This is a genomic window from Nocardia vinacea, assembly GCF_035920345.1.
In the GTDB taxonomy this organism is placed as follows: Bacteria; Actinomycetota; Actinomycetes; order Mycobacteriales; family Mycobacteriaceae; genus Nocardia; species Nocardia vinacea_A.
On sequence record NZ_CP109149.1, the window covers coordinates 1 to 20,901 of the forward strand.

Annotated in this window: 13 protein-coding genes, 3 rRNA genes and 1 pseudogene; 16 read left to right on the top strand and 1 reads right to left on the bottom strand. The window is 63.4% G+C overall.

Going from position 1 to position 20,901, the window contains the following annotated elements:
* Window positions 1-411: 411 nt before the first annotated feature.
* The 9 genes and pseudogenes from OIE68_RS00005 to recN all read left to right on the top strand — a co-directional run bounded on the left by OIE68_RS00005 (window position 412) and on the right by recN (window position 12,785).
* Window positions 412-1,928 (top strand): 16S ribosomal RNA (locus OIE68_RS00005).
* A gap of 321 nt (window positions 1,929-2,249) precedes the next feature.
* Window positions 2,250-5,382: ribosomal RNA gene (locus OIE68_RS00010) — 23S ribosomal RNA — on the top strand.
* A gap of 130 nt (window positions 5,383-5,512) precedes the next feature.
* A 5S ribosomal RNA gene (gene rrf / locus OIE68_RS00015) occupies window positions 5,513-5,629 on the top strand.
* Together the 16S, 23S and 5S rRNA genes form the textbook arrangement of a ribosomal RNA operon.
* A gap of 755 nt (window positions 5,630-6,384) precedes the next feature.
* A pseudogene (locus OIE68_RS00020) lies at window positions 6,385-7,494 on the top strand (tetratricopeptide repeat protein); the annotation flags it as partial.
* A 498-nt stretch (window positions 7,495-7,992) separates the two neighbouring features.
* Entirely contained in the window at window positions 7,993-8,910 is a 918-nt protein-coding gene (locus tag OIE68_RS00025) for an HAD-IIA family hydrolase (protein WP_419150660.1), read from the top strand.
* Window positions 8,911-8,923: 13 nt separating this feature from the next.
* Window positions 8,924-9,226 carry a hypothetical protein gene (locus OIE68_RS00030; protein ID WP_327097315.1) on the top strand — a complete coding sequence of 101 codons (303 nt, stop codon included), beginning with the start codon at window positions 8,924-8,926 and terminating at the stop codon, window positions 9,224-9,226.
* Window position 9,227: 1 nt separating this feature from the next.
* Window positions 9,228-10,049, top strand: coding sequence for a TlyA family RNA methyltransferase (locus OIE68_RS00035; protein ID WP_327097316.1), 822 nt, complete (start codon window positions 9,228-9,230; stop codon window positions 10,047-10,049).
* Complete coding sequence (locus OIE68_RS00040; protein WP_327097317.1) at window positions 10,046-11,038, top strand: NAD kinase; 993 nt, start codon at window positions 10,046-10,048, stop codon at window positions 11,036-11,038. Before OIE68_RS00035 ends, OIE68_RS00040 begins: the two co-directional genes overlap by 4 nt.
* Window positions 11,016-12,785 carry a DNA repair protein RecN gene (gene recN, locus OIE68_RS00045; RefSeq protein WP_327097318.1) on the top strand — a complete coding sequence of 590 codons (1,770 nt, stop codon included), beginning with the start codon at window positions 11,016-11,018 and terminating at the stop codon, window positions 12,783-12,785. Before OIE68_RS00040 ends, recN begins: the two co-directional genes overlap by 23 nt.
* Window positions 12,786-12,789: 4 nt before the next feature.
* Here the strand turns inward: recN and OIE68_RS00050 are convergent, their stop codons facing one another.
* Window positions 12,790-13,209: an SRPBCC family protein gene (locus OIE68_RS00050; protein ID WP_327097319.1), complete on the bottom strand. Its 420-nt coding sequence runs from the start codon at window positions 13,207-13,209 to the stop codon at window positions 12,790-12,792.
* Window positions 13,210-13,368: 159 nt separating this feature from the next.
* On the opposite strand from OIE68_RS00050, the gene steA reads away from it, so the two are divergent.
* The 7 genes from steA (at window position 13,369) to OIE68_RS00085 (ending at window position 20,815) form a co-directional block, all read left to right on the top strand.
* A complete protein-coding gene (gene steA / locus OIE68_RS00055) occupies window positions 13,369-14,583 on the top strand; it encodes a putative cytokinetic ring protein SteA (protein WP_327097320.1) in 1,215 nt (404 codons plus the stop codon).
* Complete coding sequence (locus OIE68_RS00060) at window positions 14,580-15,527, top strand: copper transporter (RefSeq protein WP_327097321.1); 948 nt, start codon at window positions 14,580-14,582, stop codon at window positions 15,525-15,527. The genes steA and OIE68_RS00060 overlap by 4 nt, the downstream gene beginning before the upstream one ends.
* Before the next feature lie 130 nt (window positions 15,528-15,657).
* On the top strand, window positions 15,658-17,379 hold the full coding sequence (locus tag OIE68_RS00065; protein ID WP_327097322.1) for a CTP synthase: 1,722 nt from the start codon (window positions 15,658-15,660) through the stop codon (window positions 17,377-17,379).
* Window positions 17,380-18,039 (top strand): NUDIX hydrolase, encoded by a 660-nt coding sequence (locus OIE68_RS00070; protein ID WP_327097323.1) that lies wholly within the window; start codon window positions 17,380-17,382, stop codon window positions 18,037-18,039.
* 11 nt (window positions 18,040-18,050) lie between these two features.
* Window positions 18,051-19,001 (top strand): site-specific tyrosine recombinase XerD, encoded by a 951-nt coding sequence (xerD, locus tag OIE68_RS00075; RefSeq protein WP_327097324.1) that lies wholly within the window; start codon window positions 18,051-18,053, stop codon window positions 18,999-19,001.
* Window positions 19,002-19,179: 178 nt separating this feature from the next.
* Window positions 19,180-19,644: a cupin domain-containing protein gene (locus OIE68_RS00080; RefSeq protein WP_327097325.1), complete on the top strand. Its 465-nt coding sequence runs from the start codon at window positions 19,180-19,182 to the stop codon at window positions 19,642-19,644.
* Window positions 19,645-19,870: 226 nt separating this feature from the next.
* Complete coding sequence (locus OIE68_RS00085) at window positions 19,871-20,815, top strand: ParA family protein (RefSeq protein WP_419150741.1); 945 nt, start codon at window positions 19,871-19,873, stop codon at window positions 20,813-20,815.
* Window positions 20,816-20,901 lie beyond the last annotated feature (86 nt).

A 20,901-nucleotide genomic window follows, 5' to 3' on the forward strand; every position in this document is an offset into this window, starting at 1 on the left:
AGTCAGAGCGACACGGACACCGACCCGGAGCCCAAAGCGCAGCGGAAACGTTGAGCACAGTGGCCTGGGAAACGAGGTAGGACGAGGAGCGCCTGGTGATCAGCGTTGCCGGATCGAACGAGCGGACTTGACTCTGCGCGGGCGGTTGGCTAGGCTAGGACAGTTGCCTCAACAAGCCCCCACGAGAGAATCTGGGGTCCAGTTGTGTGCGTGTGTTCTTTGAGAACTCAATAGTGTGTCGATGAATGTCAGTGCCAAATATTTTTTTGGTTCCGGCTCCTCAAACCCCCGTTTGGGTGGGCTGGACATTTTAGTCAGCAAATACTTTTTGCTGGCGTTTGATTTTGCCAAGGTTTTCGGACTCTGGTTAATTCTTCTGATTGCATCCTTTTGGGGTGTGGTTGAGAGTCTTCAACGGAGAGTTTGATCCTGGCTCAGGACGAACGCTGGCGGCGTGCTTAACACATGCAAGTCGAGCGGTAAGGCCCTTCGGGGTACACGAGCGGCGAACGGGTGAGTAACACGTGGGTGATCTGCCTCGTACTTCGGGATAAGCCTGGGAAACTGGGTCTAATACCGGATATGACCACGGGATGCATGTCTTGTGGTGGAAAGATTTATCGGTGCGAGATGGGCCCGCGGCCTATCAGCTTGTTGGTGGGGTAATGGCCTACCAAGGCGACGACGGGTAGCCGACCTGAGAGGGTGACCGGCCACACTGGGACTGAGACACGGCCCAGACTCCTACGGGAGGCAGCAGTGGGGAATATTGCACAATGGGCGGAAGCCTGATGCAGCGACGCCGCGTGAGGGATGACGGCCTTCGGGTTGTAAACCTCTTTCGACAGGGACGAAGCGTGAGTGACGGTACCTGTAGAAGAAGCACCGGCCAACTACGTGCCAGCAGCCGCGGTAATACGTAGGGTGCGAGCGTTGTCCGGAATTACTGGGCGTAAAGAGCTTGTAGGCGGTTCGTCGCGTCGATCGTGAAAACCTACCGCTCAACGGTGGGCTTGCGGTCGATACGGGCGGACTAGAGTACTTCAGGGGAGACTGGAATTCCTGGTGTAGCGGTGAAATGCGCAGATATCAGGAGGAACACCGGTGGCGAAGGCGGGTCTCTGGGAAGTAACTGACGCTGAGAAGCGAAAGCGTGGGTAGCGAACAGGATTAGATACCCTGGTAGTCCACGCCGTAAACGGTGGGTACTAGGTGTGGGTTTCCTTCCACGGGATCCGTGCCGTAGCTAACGCATTAAGTACCCCGCCTGGGGAGTACGGCCGCAAGGCTAAAACTCAAAGGAATTGACGGGGGCCCGCACAAGCGGCGGAGCATGTGGATTAATTCGATGCAACGCGAAGAACCTTACCTGGGTTTGACATACACCAGAAAGCGGCAGAGATGTCGCCCCCCTTGTGGTTGGTGTACAGGTGGTGCATGGCTGTCGTCAGCTCGTGTCGTGAGATGTTGGGTTAAGTCCCGCAACGAGCGCAACCCTTATCTTATGTTGCCAGCGCGTTATGGCGGGGACTCGTGAGAGACTGCCGGGGTCAACTCGGAGGAAGGTGGGGACGACGTCAAGTCATCATGCCCCTTATGTCCAGGGCTTCACACATGCTACAATGGCCGGTACAGAGGGCTGCGATACCGTGAGGTGGAGCGAATCCCTTAAAGCCGGTCTCAGTTCGGATCGGGGTCTGCAACTCGACCCCGTGAAGTTGGAGTCGCTAGTAATCGCAGATCAGCAACGCTGCGGTGAATACGTTCCCGGGCCTTGTACACACCGCCCGTCACGTCATGAAAGTCGGTAACACCCGAAGCCGGTGGCCTAACCCTTGTGGAGGGAGCCGTCGAAGGTGGGATTGGCGATTGGGACGAAGTCGTAACAAGGTAGCCGTACCGGAAGGTGCGGCTGGATCACCTCCTTTCTAAGGAGCACTTCTCCAGACATGCCAACACAGGTTGGATGTTGTTCTGGCAGAGACCGTTTCGGACTCACATGTAGTCCGGCGGACGCTCATGGGTGGAACACTGACATGTGCCTCGAATTGCCGGAAGCCTGAGTGCTTTCGGTTCGGGGATGTAATCGACACACTGTTGGGTCCTGAGAGAACAGACGTTCTTTCCAGGCAAGATAACGACGAGATTGGGCCGCAGTCATACCGGCTTCTTCGGAAGTGCTGGTGCTGTATCGGGTTTCAGTCTTGTGTGTTGTTTGAGAACTGCACAGTGGACGCGAGCATCTTTGTTTGTAAGTGTTTAAGAGCGTACGGTGGATGCCTTGGCACCAGGAGCCGATGAAGGACGTAGGAGGCTGCGATAAGCCTCGGGGAGCTGTCAACCGAGCTGAGATCCGAGGATTTCCGAATGGGGAAACCCAGCACGAGTGATGTCGTGTTACCCGCATCTGAATATATAGGGTGTGTGGAGGGAACGTGGGGAAGTGAAACATCTCAGTACCCACAGGAAGAGAAAACAATAGTGATTCCGTGAGTAGTGGCGAGCGAAAGCGGATGAGGCTAAACCGTTCAGATGTGATACCCGGCAGGGGTTGTCTGGACGGGGTAGTGGGAGCATTCTTCCCTGATCTGCCGGTCAGGGCGACAGTGAGAAACCGTTGTGTTAGTTGAAGTGGTCTGGAACGGCCTGCCATAGACGGTGATAGTCCGGTAAATGAAAACTCAACGGCTGTTGTGGATGTTTCCCGAGTAGCAGCGGGCCCGTGAAATCTGCTGTGAATCTGCCGGGACCACCCGGTAAGCCTGAATACTCCCTGGTGACCGATAGCGGACTAGTACCGTGAGGGAAAGGTGAAAAGTACCCCGGGAGGGGAGTGAAATAGTACCTGAAACCGTGCGCTTACAATCCGTCAGGGCCTGCGAGTGACTTTGTCACTGTGGGTGATGGCGTGCCTTTTGAAGAATGAGCCTGCGAGTTAGTGGCATGTGGCGAGGTTAACCCGTGTGGGGTAGCCGTAGCGAAAGCGAGTCCGAATAGGGCGTTTCGAGTCGCGTGTTCTAGACCCGAAGCGGAGTGATCTACCCATGGCCAGGGTGAAGCGACGGTAAGACGTCGTGGAGGCCCGAACCCACTTAGGTTGAAAACTGAGGGGATGAGCTGTGGGTAGGGGTGAAAGGCCAATCAAACTCCGTGATAGCTGGTTCTCCCCGAAATGCATTTAGGTGCAGCGTCACGTGTTTCACACCGGAGGTAGAGCTACTGGATGGTCTAGGGGGCCTACAAGCTTACCGAAATCAGCCAAACTCCGAATGCCGGTGTGTGAGAGCGTGGCAGTGAGACTGCGGGGGATAAGCTTCGTAGTCGAGAGGGAAACAGCCCAGATCGCCGGCTAAGGCCCCTAAGCGTGTACTAAGTGGAAAAGGATGTGGAGTCGCGAAGACAACCAGGAGGTTGGCTTAGAAGCAGCCATCCTTGAAAGAGTGCGTAATAGCTCACTGGTCAAGTGATTCTGCGCCGACAATGTAGCGGGGCTCAAGTACACCGCCGAAGCCGCGGCATTCACACAATACATCCGCCATCTTCTACGGAGGGTGGTGCAGTGGTGTGGATGGGTAGGGGAGCGTCCTACAGCCATGGAAGCAGCAGCGTGAGCTAGTTGTGGAGGCTGTGGGAGTGAGAATGCAGGCATGAGTAGCGAAAGACGAGTGAGAAACTCGTCCGCCGAATGACCAAGGGTTCCTGGGCCAGGTTAATCCGCCCAGGGTGAGTCGGGACCTAAGGCGAGGCCGACAGGCGTAGTCGATGGACAACGGGTTGATATTCCCGTACCCGTGTATCCGCGCCCAATGGCGAATCAGTGGTGCTAAGTATCCAAAAGCGGATGGACTCCCTTCGGGGAGCCGGAAGTGGCTGCATACGACCCTTGCTGTAGTAGTCAAGCGATGGGGTGACGCAGGAAGGTAGCTGGGCCAGTCAGTGGTTGTACTGGTGTAAGCCTGTAGGGCGAGACATAGGCAAATCCGTGTCTCATGTGCCTGAGAGGTGATGCGTAGCCGATTGAGGTGAATTCAGTGATCCTATGCTGCCGAGAAAAGCCTCTAGTGAGTTGGTACACGGCCCGTACCCCAAACCGACACAGGTGGTCAGGTAGAGAATACTGAGGCGATCGAGAGAACTGTGGTTAAGGAACTCGGCAAAATGCCCCCGTAACTTCGGGAGAAGGGGGACCCGGTCTGGTGATGAGATTTACTCTCGGAGCTGGGTTGGGTCGCAGAGACCAGAGAGAAGCGACTGTTTACTAAAAACACAGGTCCGTGCGAAGTCGTAAGACGATGTATACGGACTGACGCCTGCCCGGTGCCGGAAGGTTAAGAGGACCGGTTAGCCAGTAATGGCGAAGCTGAGAATTTAAGCCCCGGTAAACGGCGGTGGTAACTATAACCATCCTAAGGTAGCGAAATTCCTTGTCGGGTAAGTTCCGACCTGCACGAATGGCGTAACGACTTCTCTGCTGTCTCAACCACAGACTCGGCGAAATTGCATTACGAGTAAAGATGCTCGTTACGCGCGGCAGGACGAAAAGACCCCGGGACCTTCACTATAGCTTGGTATTGGTGTTCGGTACGGTTTGTGTAGGATAGGTGGGAGACTGTGAAGCGGGCACGCCAGTGTTTGTGGAGTCATCGTTGAAATACCACTCTGATCGTATTGGACCTCTAACCTCGGGCCATGATCTGGTTCAGGGACAGTGCCTGGTGGGTAGTTTAACTGGGGCGGTTGCCTCCTAAAATGTAACGGAGGCGCCCAAAGGTTCCCTCAGCCTGGTTGGCAATCAGGTGTCGAGTGCAAGTGCACAAGGGAGCTTGACTGTGAGAGTGACAGCTCGAGCAGGGACGAAAGTCGGGACTAGTGATCCGGCACCGGCAAGTGGAAGCGGTGTCGCTCAACGGATAAAAGGTACCCCGGGGATAACAGGCTGATCTTCCCCAAGAGTCCATATCGACGGGATGGTTTGGCACCTCGATGTCGGCTCGTCGCATCCTGGGGCTGGAGTAGGTCCCAAGGGTTGGGCTGTTCGCCCATTAAAGCGGCACGCGAGCTGGGTTTAGAACGTCGTGAGACAGTTCGGTCTCTATCCGCCGCGCGCGTCAGAAACTTGAGGAAGGCTGTCCCTAGTACGAGAGGACCGGGACGGACGAACCTCTGGTGTGCCAGTTGTCCTGCCAAGGGCACTGCTGGTTAGCTACGTTCGGAAGGGATAACCGCTGAAAGCATCTAAGCGGGAAGCCTGTTCCAAGATGAGGTTTCTCACCACCTTCGAGTGGTTAAGGCCCCCCACAGACCATGGGGTTGATAGGCCAGAACTGGAAGCCCGGTAACGGGTGTAGGTGACTGGTACTAATCGGCCGAGGACTTACCAACGAAGAAGCTACGCGTCCACTGTGCGGTATCTGAAACAACACACAGATCACCGAGAAGACAAACACGAGGAAACCCTTTATGTGGGGGTGGGTATCGGGTTTGGCTCTCTGTGTGGATAGTTTCATAGAGTTACGGCGGCTATAGCGGTGGGGAAACGCCCGGTCCCATTCCGAACCCGGAAGCTAAGGCCACCAGCGCCGATGGTACTGCACTCGACAGGGTGTGGGAGAGTAGGACACCGCCGGAACATCCTTCACGATAGGGGACCCAGAACTGGGTCCCCTATCGTCGTTTTTGCACCTATATCTATGCCGTGCTCGGGCCGACCGCCGACACGTGATTGAATTCAGGGGTTCGACAACCTCTGGCGGAACCTAGAAAGGGGCCACCGTGTCGGAACAGAACGACGGCCGGAAGTCTTTCCGGCAGGACGGTCCCGACCGCGATCGAGGCGGCGACTCTCGCGGCTCTTCCGACCGAAGTGATTCCGGTGAACGGCGCGGCTTCAAACGCAGCGACTCGACCCGGAGTGGTTCGAACGACCGCGGCGACTTCAACCGTCGCAACGATTCCGATGATCGCAGCTCCGGCGACCGCGGTGGTTTCAAGCGCAGCGGATCCGGCGAGCGTGGCGACTCCGGTAACCGTGGTGGCTACAACCGCGGTGCCGATGATCGCGGAGGTTTCAACCGTGGCGGCGGCCGTGGCGGTTTCGAGCGCGGCGAATCCGGCCAGCGCGGTGATTCCGGTGACCGTGGTTTCAACCGTGGCGGTTCGGGTGAGCGCGGCGGATTCAAGCGCTCCGGTGATTCCGCCGCCCGAGGTGGTTTCAACCGTGGCGACTCGGGGGACCGCGGCGGTGTCAACCGCAGTGGCGATTCGGGCCGACGCGGCGACGCGGGCGATCGGGGCGGTTTCAGCCGAGGTGGCTCCGGCGATCGCGGCCGTTTCGATCGGGGCGATTCCAGTGAGCGTGGCGGTGTCAACCGTGGCGGCGATTCGGGTCAGCGCAGTGATTCCGGCGATCGAAGTGGCTTCGGCCGCAGTGGTTCTGGTGACCGTGGCGGTTCCAGCCGTGGTTCTGGCGATCGCGGTGGTTTCAGCCGCGGCGGTTCGAGCGATCGCGGGGGTTTCAACCGTGGTGACTCGTCCGATCGCGGTGGTTTCCGCCGTGGTGACTCGGGGGAGCGCGGTGGTGGCAGCGGTGAGCGCGGGGGTTTCAAGCGTGGTGGCGACTCGAGTCCGCGCGGCGACGTGAATGAAGGCACCGGGTTCAAGCGACGCGATGACGCCGGACAGCGTGGCGGTTTCAACCGTGGCGGTGACTCCGGTCAGCGCGGTGGCTGGACCCGTGGCGACGACGCACAGGATCGCCGTCGTGGCGGCGAGGGCGCGCGTGCCGGGGGCGGTTCGGCTGATCGACGCGCAGCGCGTCCCGAAGAGCCGGATCTGCCCGATGACGTCCAGGCCGCCGACCTCGAAACCGAGGTGCGTCGCGACCTGCTGAGTCTGGACAAGAGCAATGCCGAAACGGTCGCCCGGCATCTCGTGATGGCGGCCCGACTCATCGACGACGATCCGGGTCTCGCTTTGGCTCATGCACGGGCCGCCCGCCAACGCGCCGGCCGCATTGCCGTGGTCCGCGAAACTGCGGGCGTCACCGCCTATCACGCGGGCGAGTGGGCCGAGGCCCTCTCCGAATTGCGCACGGCCCGCCGGATGTCCGGTGGTTCCGGTCTGCTCGCCGTTATGGCTGACTGCGAACGCGGCCTCGGCCGCCCCGAACGTGCCATCGAACTGGGCCGCAGCGACGAGGCCCGCGCCCTGCGCGGTGACGAGGCCACCGAACTCCGCATCGTGGTCGCCGGCGCCCGCATGGACCTCGGCCAGTACGACCAGGCCGTGGTGACCCTGCAAACCTCGGAACTCGACCCTTCCCGCACCGGCTCCGCCGCGGCCCGCCTCTTCTACGCCTACGCCGACGCCCTGGTCGCCGCAGGCCGCACCGCTGAAGGCCTCACCTGGTTCCTCAACGCGGCCTCCGCCGACCTCGACGGCGAAACCGATGCCGAAGAGCGCGCCGAAGAACTAACCGGCGACACCGACCTGTAGGACACATACCACTGCGCGCCCGCCTGGATACATTCGGCGTGGTCTCGCCTCCTGATCAAGATCAGGAGGAGCTGGTGGTGGGGGCTTCTCGACCGATGCCGCCGTAGATTCCGCCTGATCTTGATTTCGGCTGTTGTGGACTGCGATTTCTGAGGCCCGCTGATTGCTGGCACGATTGCGGTGAAGCTGGCGACGCCGGTGGAGGCGGGCACGCCGTGAAAGGGGCGCCCAGTCGGCCAGTCGGCGAGGGTGCCGATATGGCGCGGAATGTGGGGTTCCTGGGCCGTGCTGAAGAGGCGGGCCTATCTCGTGTTGGGCGGTGACCGTGGCAGCGAACGCGTGGCTTCAATGGTTGGTGGCGAGTTGCGGAGACATGGTGGGCGGTGGCGCGCTGCAGTTCCGGGATGTGCTCGGAATTGGCTTGCGGCATGCGGTCGGTCGACGCCGTCATTTTCCTGTCGGCGGGCTGGCGTAGGGTTCGGGAACGGCAAGGTGTCGGTGACATGGAGTGAGAGTGGTGTGAAGCGGCTACGAGAGCGGTATCAAGCCCTGCTGCTGGATCTGGACGGCACGCTGTATCGCGGGCCGGAGGTGATCGAGGGCGCGCCGGAGGCGTTGGCGGATTCCGTTGCGGCACAGCGGCTTGTGTATGTCACGAATAATGCGAGTCGCGGTCCGGATGTGGTCGCGCGGCATTTGGCCGAGCTCGGGTTCGCGGCGGAAACCGATGATGTCGTGACCAGTGCGCAGGCAGCGGCACGGTTGTTGGCCGAGCGGCTCGATTCCGGGGCAACGGTGTTGATCGTTGGCACCGATGACCTGGCCAAGGAGGTCGAGGCGGTCGGGCTGCGTTCGATCCGGCGCTTCAACGGCGCCGCGCCGGATGCTGTTGTACAAGGACATTCACCCGAAACCGCCTGGCCGGATCTGGCCGAGGCGGCCTACGCGCTGAGCGCAGACGCACTGTGGGTCGCCGCCAATACCGATAAGACGCTGCCGAACGAGCGTGGCCTCGCGCCCGGCAACGGCGCCATGGTCGCCGCACTGCGTGCCGCCTCCGGTAGAGAGCCTGTTGTAGCGGGCAAACCCTATGCGCCTCTACTGGAAGATGCGCTGGTGCGCGCCGGAACGCGCAGCGCGCTGGTCGTGGGCGATCGCCTGGACACCGATATCGAGGGCGCCAACCGCGTCGGCCTCGAATCGCTGCTGGTCCTGACCGGCGTGAGCACCCTCGACGAACTACGCGACGCCCCGGCGGACCTGATCCCGACCTACGTCTCGGAGTCACTGGACGCACTGAATCATCCGCCGGTCGAGGACGAGGCGACCGACCTCGCCGATGACTTGGCGGAACGGCTACGGGGTAACCCGGGACGAGCCGTTAGGGTGCGGGCGTCCGGTTCGGAAATCCGATAGCGTTGACCCCACGATGACTACTCCGATGCCACGCCCCAACGGACCCGGCTCGAACGGACCGCGCCCCGGGCCACCGCTGCCCGGCCAGCATCTGCCGGGTGCGCAGGGACGCCCGGAGCCTGCCGACCCCGAGCGGATCCGCTCCGAGATCGACGGTCTGCTCGCCGAACTCGACGCGCGTCCGGCATGGACCGGCCTGGCGGCGCCCCCGCCGACGGATTCCGATTCCGGCGCCGATATCACCCGGCGCGCCCGCATCCTGGAACAGGCGCATGAGGTGCTCGTACAGGCACTGGCCACGGTGGACAAGATCTGAGGTGGCCAGGCGCGCGCGGGTGGACGCCGAACTGGTTCGCCGCGGATTGGCGCGATCGCGTGAACATGCGGTCGAGCTGATCGGTGCGGGCCGCGTCCTGATTGCTGGAACGGTCGCCGTGAAGCCGGCGACCGCCGTGGAGACTGGCACGCCGTTGGTCGTGCGCGAGGAGCCCGACGAGGTGTCGTGGGCCTCGCGCGGTGCGCACAAGCTGCTCGGCGCGCTCGAAGCATTCGAAACCCAGGGTCTGACCGTCGGCGGGAAGCGTTGCCTGGATGCCGGTGCGTCGACCGGTGGCTTCACCGATGTACTGCTCTCCAGGCAGGCGCGCGAGGTCGTCGCCGTCGATGTCGGCTACGGCCAGCTGATCTGGCGGCTGCAGAACGACGACAGAGTGCGGGTTTTCGATCGCACCAATGTCCGCGCCATCACCCCCCAATCCATCGGCGGCACCGTCGAACTGGTTGTCGGCGATCTGTCGTTCATCTCACTGAATCTGGTGCTGCCCGCCCTCGCGGCCTGCTGCGCGCCGGGTGCCGACCTGTTGCCTATGGTCAAACCCCAGTTCGAGGTGGGCAAGGAGCGAGTAGGCTCCGGCGGTGTGGTGCGTGATCCCGCATTGCGCGCGGAAGTGGTGCGCGATGTCGCGGCGGCAGCCGCCGAATTGGGCTTGCGTACCGTCGGGGTGGTGGCCAGCCCGCTGCCCGGCCCATCGGGCAATGTCGAATACTTTGTGTGGCTGCGTAAAGACGGGCAGTTCGAGTACGACGGCGAGCAGGTCGCGGCCCTCGTCGAACGTGCGGTTGAGGAGGGTCCACAGTGAACGCGCTGACGCCGGCCGAATCCAGAGAGATTCTGCTGGTTTCGCATCCGGGCCGGGCGGAGATCATCGAAACCGCTCATCGTGTCGCGAAGATTTTCGCGGACGCGGGCATCGGGTTGCGCGTGCTCGCGGACGAGGCGGACAGCACGCGATTCGACTGTGAGCCCGACACCCGGGGTGGGACTGCCATCGCGGAACCGGGCGGTTATCCGGCGCGCGTGGTCGAGCACTGCCCGGACGCGGCGGTCGGCTGCGAGATGGTGCTTTCGCTCGGTGGTGACGGCACTTTCCTGCGCGCAGCCGAATTGGCCAGGCCAGCGGGGGTGCCGGTGCTCGGAATCAACCTGGGCCGCATCGGGTTTCTTACCGAGGCCGAGGCCGAACACCTCGATGAGGCATTGGCGAGCGTGGTCCGCGGCGACTACCGCCTCGAGCATCGGATGACCATCGATGTGAACGTCCGGGTGGACGACGAGATCGTCGAAACCGGTTGGGCGCTCAATGAAGCCAGCATCGAGAATGCCTCGCGCATGGGTGTGCTGGAGGTGGTCCTCGAGGTCGACGGGCGTCCGGTTTCGCAATTCGGCTGTGATGGCATCCTTATCTCCACACCAACCGGATCGACCGCCTACGCGTTCTCCGCGGGCGGCCCGGTGGTGTGGCCGGAACTCGAAGCGTTGCTGGTGATTCCGAGCAATGCGCACGCACTGTTCGCGCGGCCGCTGGTGACCAGTCCGGAGTCCAGGATCGCGGTCGAATCCGTTGCGGCGGGCCACGATGCGATAGTTTTCCTGGATGGCAGGCGCACCCTGGCATTGCCGAAGGGCGGCCGGCTCGAGGCGGTCCGCGGTGCCGAACCGGTGCGGTGGGTGCGGTTGGATTCCGCACCGTTCGCGGACCGGATGGTGCGCAAATTCCAATTGCCCGTGACAGGCTGGCGTGGCCGACGGCGAACGGAGATCACACGTGCTGACAGAGATCAGGATTGACGGGCTTGGCGTCATATCCACGGCCACCGCGCAATTCCATGAGGGGCTGACGGTTCTGACCGGTGAGACCGGCGCTGGTAAGACCATGGTGGTGACCAGCCTGCACCTGCTCAGCGGGGCGCGGGCCGATGCGGGCCGTGTCCGGTTGGGTGCGGACCGGGCCGTGGTCGAGGGGCGGTTCACCGTCGACGAGGTGAATACCACCGCGCAGAAGCAAGTGCAGGAAGTCCTGGAATCGGCTGCGGCCGAACGCGATGACGACGGCAGCATCATCGCGATCCGCACCGTCGGCAGTGACGGACGTTCCCGCGCGCATCTGGGTGGGCGCGGCGTACCCGCCTCTGTCCTCGCTGATTTCACCGCGCCGTTGCTGACTGTGCATGGTCAGAACGACCAGCTGCGCCTGCAGCGTCCGGATCAGCAGCTGTCCGCACTGGATCAGTTCGCCGCCGATACGGTCGGTTCGCTGCTGCGCAAGTACCAGGTGCAGCGGCGATCGTGGCTCGATGCCCGCAACGAGCTGCTCGAACGTACCGCGCGCAGTAGGGAACTCGCGCTGGAGGCCGATCGGCTGAAGCATTCGCTGTCCGAAATAGATGCCATCGCACCGGAACCCGGTGAGGACGAGCGCATCGTGGACGAGGTGCGCAGGCTCAGCGATCTGGATTCGCTGCGTGAGGCCGCTGCGATCGCGCACGATGCCTTGGCCGGTCCCGCCGATTCGCCCGAAGACGGTTCGGGCGCACTGGAATTGCTCGGTGCCGCGCGTGCCCGTATCGAATCGGCCCACGATCCGGCGCTGACCGCACTCGGGCCGCGGCTCGGTGAGGCCATCGCGGTGGTCGTCGATCTCACCACCGAGCTCAGTGGCTACCTTTCGGATTTGCCTTCGGACCCGGGCGCATTGGATTCGCTGCTCACCCGGCAGGCCGAATTGAAATCGCTGACCCGCAAGTACGCACCGGATATCGACGGGGTCATCGCGTGGGCGGATGAGGCGCGCACGCGTCTCGGCTCGCTCGATGTCTCCGAAGAGGCGTTGGCCACCCTGGCGGCGGAGGTGGATATCGCCGCGGACCGCGTTCGTGAAGCGGCACGCAAATTGACTGTGGCGCGCACCAAGTCGGCAGGCAAGCTCGCCTCGGCGGTGAGCGCCGAACTCGGTGGGCTCGCGATGGGTAAGGCGAAACTCGAGGTCGTGGTGCGGCCAGTGCCCGCGAGCCCGCAGGATTCCGCGCCGCTGACGGTGGACGGGCAGGAATTGCACGCGGGTTCGACCGGCGTCGACGAGGTGGAATTCCGGCTGTCCGCGCATTCGGGCGCGCAGTCATTGCCGTTGAGCAAGAGTGCATCCGGTGGTGAGCTGTCGCGTGTGATGCTGGCTCTCGAAGTGGTGCTGGCCAGTTCGGATCACGGCGCGACCATGGTGTTCGACGAGGTCGATGCCGGTGTCGGCGGCCGGGCCGCGGTCGAGATCGGCCGCCGACTGGCTCGGCTCGCGCGCACCCATCAGGTGATTGTGGTGACCCACTTGCCGCAGGTCGCGGCATTCGCCGACACTCATCTGGTGGTGGACAAGTCCGATGACGGCAAGGGCAAGGTGAACAGCGGCGTCCGGGCATTGACCAAGGATGAGCGCGTCATCGAATTGGCTCGCATGTTGGCCGGTCTCGATGACACCGAAACCGGCCGAGCCCACGCCGAAGAATTGCTCGCAACTGCCCGCGCCGAACGCGCCCTCGCCTGACGATTCAGCGCAGGGATTTTTGGGCGCCCTTGATGAACTGGTTGATGAGGTTCTTCAGGCCGAATTCCAGGACCTTCGCGGGGACGGGAAGGCTGGGTTCGGACTCCATCGTGTAGGAGACCAGGGTGCCGTTATCGGCATCGGTGAAGGTGATGGTGCCGACGTGCCGCTTCACCGGCGCACCCTTGATGATCTTGTATTCCATGAGCTCGCCGGGGACCAGCTTGGTGGTCTCCTCGACGATGCCGACGCCGGCCTTGCCGATGAAGTACTGTGCGCCGACGCCCGTCGGGGTGGGCGAGCCGGGGGTCTTCAGGGTGAAGTCGACCGGGATGTACGGGTTGATGCCATCCCGCTCGGTGAAGAACTTGTAGACGACATCGCGGGGCGCCGCGATCACGGCGTCGACGGTACTGCTGACCATGGTGACTCCTATTCGGGATATCTGTGACCCGCAGCATACGGGTACTTGTTGGCGCGCTCTCGGCGCGGCGTGGTGTTCGTGTTATCACAGTGACGAATGTGACAGGTGGTTCGGCGCGCCTCCACCAATGGTTGAGGGTTTGCGGCCAGGATCGGCCCCATGAAGAGGTTGGCGTTGTTGTCGAAGAGCACCGAAGCGCTGCCCGGACTTACCGGGACAGCTCGGGTTGACCGCAACACCAGGCGTCTGCTGAAACGGGTCGGGCCCGGTGATGTCGTAATACTCGATGAGATGGATCTGGATCGGCTCACCGCCGATCGGTTGATCGAGGCGGGTGTGGTCGCGGTGGTGAATACTTCGCCATCGATCTCGGGCCGCTACCCCAATCTGGGGCCGGAAGTGCTGGTCGCCAACGGAATTCTGCTGCTGGACACGGTGAGTTCGGATGCCTTCCGGATCAAGGACGGCACCAAGGTCCGCATCGATGAGGGCGTCGTCCACTCCGACAAGCTGGTCAAGAAGGAGCCCGAGGTCTTGGTCACGGGCATCGAGCTGACCGAATCCGATATCGCCGAGCGAATGATCGCTGCGCGCAACGGTCTCGCCGATCATCTGGAGGCCTTCGCGGGCAACACCATCGAATTCATTCGCACCGAGAGTGCGTTGCTCATCGACGGTATCGGGGTGCCGGAGCTCGAGCTCAATATGAAGAATCGGCATGTGGTCGTGGTCGCCGACGGCCCGGACCACGCCGACGATCTCAAGCGACTGAAGCCCTTCATCAAGGAGTACGCGCCGATCAAGGTCGGCGTCGGACGCGGTGCGGACACCTTGATGAAGCAGGGCTACCGCCCCGATCTGATCATCGGCGACCCGGACGAAATCACCACCGCCACATTGAAATCCGGTGCCGAGATGATCCTGCCCGCCGATACCGACGGCCACGCCAAGGGGCTGGAGCGCATCCAGGATCTCGGCATCGGTGCGACGACATTCCCGTCGTCCGGCGCACCTTCCGACCTGGCCCTGCTGCTGGCCCACCACCACGGCGCATCGCTGATCGTGACCGCCGGCGCCGCCGCCTCGCTGGACGATTTCTTCGACCGCGGCCGCCGCGACAGCAATCCGGCGACCTTCCTCACCCGGCTGAAAATCGGCGTCAAACTCATGGATGCCAAGGCCGTCGCCACGCTCTACCGGAACCGGGTGTCCGGCACCGCCATCGCGATGGTCGTACTCGCCGCCCTGGTCGCGGTGATCGTGGCCATGCTCGCCTCGAATATGGGGACCGAGGCGCTGGATTGGGCCGCTGATACCTGGAACCGCTTCACGCTGTGGGCCGAGGGCCTAGCCGGTGGGGGAGGGAACCTATGATTTCGATTCGGCAGCACGCGGTTTCGATCGTCGCGATCTTCCTGGCCCTCGCCTTAGGTGTGGTGCTCGGGTCGCAGACCGTGGCGGCGGACCTGCTGTCCGGATTGCGCGCGGATAAGACAGATCTGCGCAAACAGCTCGATGTGGCCACCGATCAGAACCGGCGGTTCGGCGACGAAATGAATGCGGCGGACCGGTTCATCGCCGGATCGGCGGGGCGGATCCTCGGCGGCACGCTCACCGACCGCAGCATCGTGGTGTTCACGACCCCCGATGCCGAACCCGCCGATGTCGAGGCCGTCGCGAAGGATCTGGAAACCTCGGGTGCCACGGTGACCGGCCGCATCGCACTCAACGACGCCTTCCTCGATGCCGCCGAGGGCGACCGGATGCGCACCGCGGTCACCAATGTCATCCCCGCGGGCGCGCAGCTGCGCACCGGCCAGGTGGATCAGGGCAGTATGGCGGGCGATCTGCTCGGGCTGGTGCTGCTGCTCGATCCCGCGAGCGCGCAACCGCGTAGCACCCCGCAGGAGTTGAGCCTGGTGCTGGAGACGTTGCGTGGCGGCGGATTCCTCGCCTACGGCGACACCCCGACGCAGGCCGCGAACCTCGCCGTTGTCGTCACCGGCGATGGCGCGAAATCCAGCGAGAACAGTCAGGGCAGCAATATCGCCCGATTCGCCGGCGCCCTGCGTGGTCGCGGTGCGGGGGCGGTGCTGGCGGGCCGATCCGGCGCCGCCGACAATCCGGGCCCGATCGCGATCATTCGTTCCGACGCCGCGCTCGCCACCGCCGTCACCACCGTCGACAATCTCGACCGCGATATCGGCCGGGTCACCACCGTGCTCGGCCTGAGCGAGCAGCTCAACGGCGGCGCGGGCCGATACGGAACCGGCACCAAGGCGACCTCCCTCACACTCGTCGCACTGCCCTCGAGTTGACCCGCCCGACCCGCGATGCCCCGTGCTGCGAACATGGCGCACGGTGTGGATCCGATCGATCGCAGCGACTCGGTGGCAAACGTGCGTGGCGTGTGATCAGGCCAGCAATTTCGTGTTACCGTGAAGACCCGTGGGTCATACACGGAATCAGGCGCGAACGGCCACGAAGCACATCTTCGTCAGCGGTGGTGTCGCCTCCTCATTGGGTAAGGGTCTTACCGCCTCCAGCCTCGGTCAGCTGCTGACCGCGCGCGGACTGCGGGTGACCATGCAGAAACTCGACCCGTACTTGAACGTCGATCCGGGCACCATGAATCCGTTCCAGCACGGAGAAGTGTTCGTCACCGAGGACGGCGCGGAGACCGATCTCGATGTCGGCCACTACGAGCGTTTCCTCGATCGGGATCTGTCCCGGGACGCGAATGTGACTACCGGGCAAATCTATTCGTCGGTGATCGCCAAGGAGCGTCGCGGCGAATACCTCGGTGACACGGTGCAGGTGATCCCGCACATCACCGACGAGATCAAGAGTCGCATCCTGGCGATGCAGGGGCCGGATCTACAGGGGCAGGTACCCGATGTGGTGATCACCGAAATCGGTGGCACCGTCGGCGATATCGAATCGCAGCCCTTCCTCGAGGCCGCGCGCCAGATCCGCCACGATGTGGGCCGGGACAATGTGTTCTTCCTGCACGTATCGCTGGTGCCCTACCTCGCGCCATCGGGTGAGCTCAAGACCAAGCCGACCCAGCACTCGGTGGCCGCGCTGCGCAATATCGGTATCCAGCCCGACGCGCTGATCCTGCGTTGCGATCGCGAGGTGCCGCAGGCGCTCAAAAGCAAGATCGCGCTGATGTGCGACGTTGATGTGGACGCCTGCATCTCTACGCCGGACGCGCCCTCGATCTACGACATTCCCAAGGTGCTGCACCGTGAGGGCCTGGACGCCTATGTGGTGCGCCGGCTCGGGCTGCCGTTCCGCGATGTGGACTGGACGGTGTGGGGCGATCTGCTGGATCGGGTGCACCAGCCGCGGGAGACGGTCGAGGTCGCACTTGTCGGCAAGTATGTCGATCTGCCCGATGCGTATCTGTCGGTGACAGAGGCGTTGCGTGCGGGTGGATTCGCTTCGCGGGCCAAGGTGAATATCCGCTGGGTGCAGTCGGATGAATGCGAGACGCCGGCGGGTGCGCAGGCCGCGCTGCGCGATGTGGACGCGGTGCTGATTCCGGGTGGGTTCGGTATCCGTGGCATCGAGGGCAAAGTCGGCGCCATCAAATACGCGCGGACCAGGGGGCTTCCGCTGCTCGGTCTGTGTCTGGGTCTGCAGTGTGTGGTCATCGAGGCCGCGCGTTCGATCGGTCTGGCCGAGGCCAATTCGGCCGAATTCGAGCCGGATACACCGCATCCTGTGATTTCCACCATGGCCGATCAGAAGGAGATCGTGGCCGGTGAGGCCGATCTCGGCGGCACTATGCGCCTCGGCGCCTACCCGGCGACGCTGCAGAAGGGTTCGGTTGTCGCGCAGGCCTACGGCGCCGACCAGGTCTCCGAGCGACACCGGCATCGCTACGAGGTGAACAACGCCTACCGTGACAAGATCGCCACCAGCGGTTTGAAATTCAGCGGTACCTCCCCCGACGGGCATCTGGTCGAATTTGTCGAGCTGCCCGCGGATAAGCATCCGTTCTTCGTGGCCACCCAGGCGCATCCGGAGCTCAAGAGCCGCCCGACTCGCCCGCATCCACTGTTCGCGGCGCTGATCGCGGCGGCGCTGAAATATAAACTGGCCGAGCGGCTTCCGGTCGATATCCCGGACGAAGAGTTCGCGAACGCAGATCAGGCGTCGTAGATGAGTGAGAACGGGGGAGCCCAGCCGGGCAGCCACGACTTCGAGACCGTGGCGAGCAAGACCATGTACAGCGGTGCCATCCTCGCTTTGCGGATCGACCAGGTGGCAATGCCGGGCGGACGCGTCGTCGAGCGCGAGGTGATCGAACATCATGCGGCGGTTGCGGTTGCGGCCATCGATGATGCCGACAATGTGGTGCTGGTCAGGCAGTATCGGCATCCGATCGGTCGGCGGCTGCTCGAGCTGCCCGCCGGGCTGCTCGATGTGCCCAGCGAGGATCCGCTGGCAGCGGCCAAGCGCGAGTTGGCCGAGGAGACCGGACTGGCCGCCAGGGAATGGTCGGTACTGGTGGATGTCGCGCTTTCGCCCGGATTCACCGATGAGGCGCTGCGGGTGTATGCCGCGCGGGGTCTGTACGAAACCGACCGGCCGGAGCCGGAATTGGAGGAGGCGGACCTGGAATTGGTCCGCCTGCCGGTGGACGAGGCCGTGCGGGCCGCATTGGCCGGTGAGATCGTAAATGCCACGGCCGTCGCCGGTCTGCTCGCACTCGCGGCTGCCAGGGCGGGTGGGGCGCAGTTGCGTCCGGCCGACGCGCCGTGGCCGGGGCAGCCCACCGCATTCCTGCGTCGCAAGGCGCAGCGGCAGTCCGAAGACTGACGGGTAGGGCGGTGCTCGCGCGGGAGGTGGACGCCTACCTCGATCATCTTGCGGTCGAGCGCGGCGCCGCCCGCAACACCCTCGGTGCGTACCGTCGCGATCTCGACCGGTATCGGGATTTCCTGACCGGGCGCGGGATTACGGCGCTCGAGCAGGTCTCCGAATCCGATGTCGCGGAGTTCACGATGGTGCTGCGGGCGGGTGGAGAGACGTACTCGCCCCTGGCCGCGAGTTCGGTTGCTCGTGCGCTGATCGCCGTGCGCGGGCTGCATCGCTTCGCCGCGGCAGAGGGTGTGACGAGTACCGATGTCGCGCATGCGGTGAAGCCGCCGACGCCCGGACGGCGGTTGCCGAAAGCGCTGCCGTACGACCAGGTATTGCGATTGCTGGAGGCGGCTGGCGGCGGGCCGATCGATGATGCGAACGGGGCCGGAACCGATGGCGGGCCGCGCGGATTGCGCGATCGGGCGCTGCTCGAGCTGCTGTATTCGACCGGGGCGCGGATTTCGGAGATGGTCGGGCTCGATGTGGACGATCTCGATACCGAGGAACGCGCTGTTGTGTTGCACGGCAAGGGCGGCAAGCAGCGCATGGTTCCGATCGGCAGGCCTGCGCTGGCGGCTGTCGACGCCTATCTGGTGCGGGGCTGGCCGGTGCTCGCCGCGAACGGGAAAGGCACCGCAGGCGCACTGTTTCTGAATGCCCGCGGTGGTCGGTTGTCGCGGCAGAGTGCCTGGCAGGTTTTGCAGACCGCCGCCGAGCGGGCGGGCATCGGGGCTACCGTTTCGCCGCATACGCTGCGTCATTCCTTCGCAACGCATTTGCTCGATGGGGGTGCGGATGTGCGTGTGGTCCAGGAACTTCTGGGACATGCGTCGGTGACGACTACTCAGATCTACACCCTGGTCACGGTGAACACGCTTCGTGAAGTTTGGGCAACCGCGCACCCCCGCGCCCGCTGAGTCTGCCGTTTGGTTTGCCGCGCATGTTGCCCAACGAATCCGTCCATGGCGTGCAAGAACGTGCGCGGTCTGGCCGGACTCTAGCGCCAGCAGGACCAGGAAGAAATGGGACCGTGGTCCGGTTGTGTCGGTATGTCGGGATCGGATGGTCTCGGCATACCGACGTGAGGTGAATTGGATGGCAAAGGCTTTCATCGTTCAGGAGCGCGATGTCGAGGCGGTGGCGCTGCCCGGTGGCGGATCGTTCCAGTTGCTCGAGGACAGCGAGAACACCGATGGGCTGTTCGGAGCGAATCGGCTCGTCCTGCAGGCGGGCGCGGATGGGACCAGACCGCACCATCACACGAAGTCCACGGAAATCTTCCACATCCTGGACGGGACCATGGAATTCCTCGTCGACGGCGAACGGCATGCGGTCGCCAAAGGTGGTCTGGTGGTGGTTCCGCCGGGTACTGTCCATGCCTTCGGGGCGTCCGCGGACGGTCCCGCCGAGTTCTTCGCGGTACTCACACCGGGTATCGTCCGGTTCGAGTACTTCCGGCAGCTCGGTCGTATCGCTCGGGGTGAGGCGGATTGGGACAGCATGGATGAGCTCCACGATCGATTCGACGTCCATTTCGACGGTGGACCGGATTGGCGCTAGGGGAGTGGACGCCTGCGCAGGTAAACGCGGGTGTCGCGTGTCCGAGCGTGGGTCTTGCGCTGTCAAGCGGTAGCGTCTATCGAGAGCTGGACCGTACGAAAGCGAGGTCGGGGCTGATCGGCCTCGCTACGCTCGGGCAGATGATGCCGGAGTCGGGCGAAGGCAACGGGCAGGAACGTATAAGGAGCAGCGGATCGTGACGACAGCGGGTGCGGCAGAGCCGCCGATGAGTGCTGGGGCGCAGCCGCTTACGGGTCCCCGGACGGGTCCGTACTCGGCGGCCGCGGCGGAAACGCTGTGGGGCGAAGGCGCCGAACCCGTCCCCGACGATGCGACGCTCGGGCCGACCGGACGCCCGCTGCGTGTCGTGCCCGACCCGCCGCCGGTCGAAAACCACGGTGATGCACTGATCGTCGCGATGTGCAATCAGAAGGGTGGCGTCGGCAAGACCACCTCGACCATCAACCTGGGCGCCGCGCTCGCGGAGTTCGGTCGGCGGGTGCTGCTGGTGGATCTGGATCCGCAGGGTGCGCTGTCGGCGGGATTGGGTGTGGCCCACCACGATCTCGATCTGACCGTGCACAACCTGCTCATCGGATCCAAGGTCTCGATCGACGATGTTCTGATGGAGACCCGCGTCGAGAATCTGGATCTGCTGCCGAGCAATATCGATCTGTCGGCCGCGGAAATCCAGCTGGTCAACGAGGTCGGTCGGGAGCAGACGCTGGGCCGCGCACTGGAATCGGTGCGCGATCGCTATGACTACGTCCTCATCGATTGCCAGCCGTCGCTCGGCCTGCTCACGGTGAATGCGCTGGCGTGTTCCGATGGTGTGATCATTCCGATGGAATGCGAGTACTTTTCGCTGCGCGGACTCGCCCTGCTCAACGACACCGTGGAGAAGGTGCGGGACCGCTTGAACCCGCGTCTGAGCCTGTACGGCATCGTTGTCACCATGTTCGATGCGCGGCTACTACATTCGCGTCAGGTCATGGCGCGCGTCGTCGAAGTGTTCGGCGACCTGGTGTACGACACGGCGATCGCGCGCACCGTACGTTTTCCGGACGCCAGCGTCGCGGGTGAACCCATCACCACCTGGGCACCGAAATCCAGTGGAGCCGAAGCATATCGGGCGATGGCGCGGGAAGTCATCCACCGGTCCGGCCGGTGATCGGCGGTACGGAACCGGCGCCATCGACGAACACGGATACGCTCGGCTCGGAGTCTGATGAGTTCGTCGATCGGGACTCCGACGCC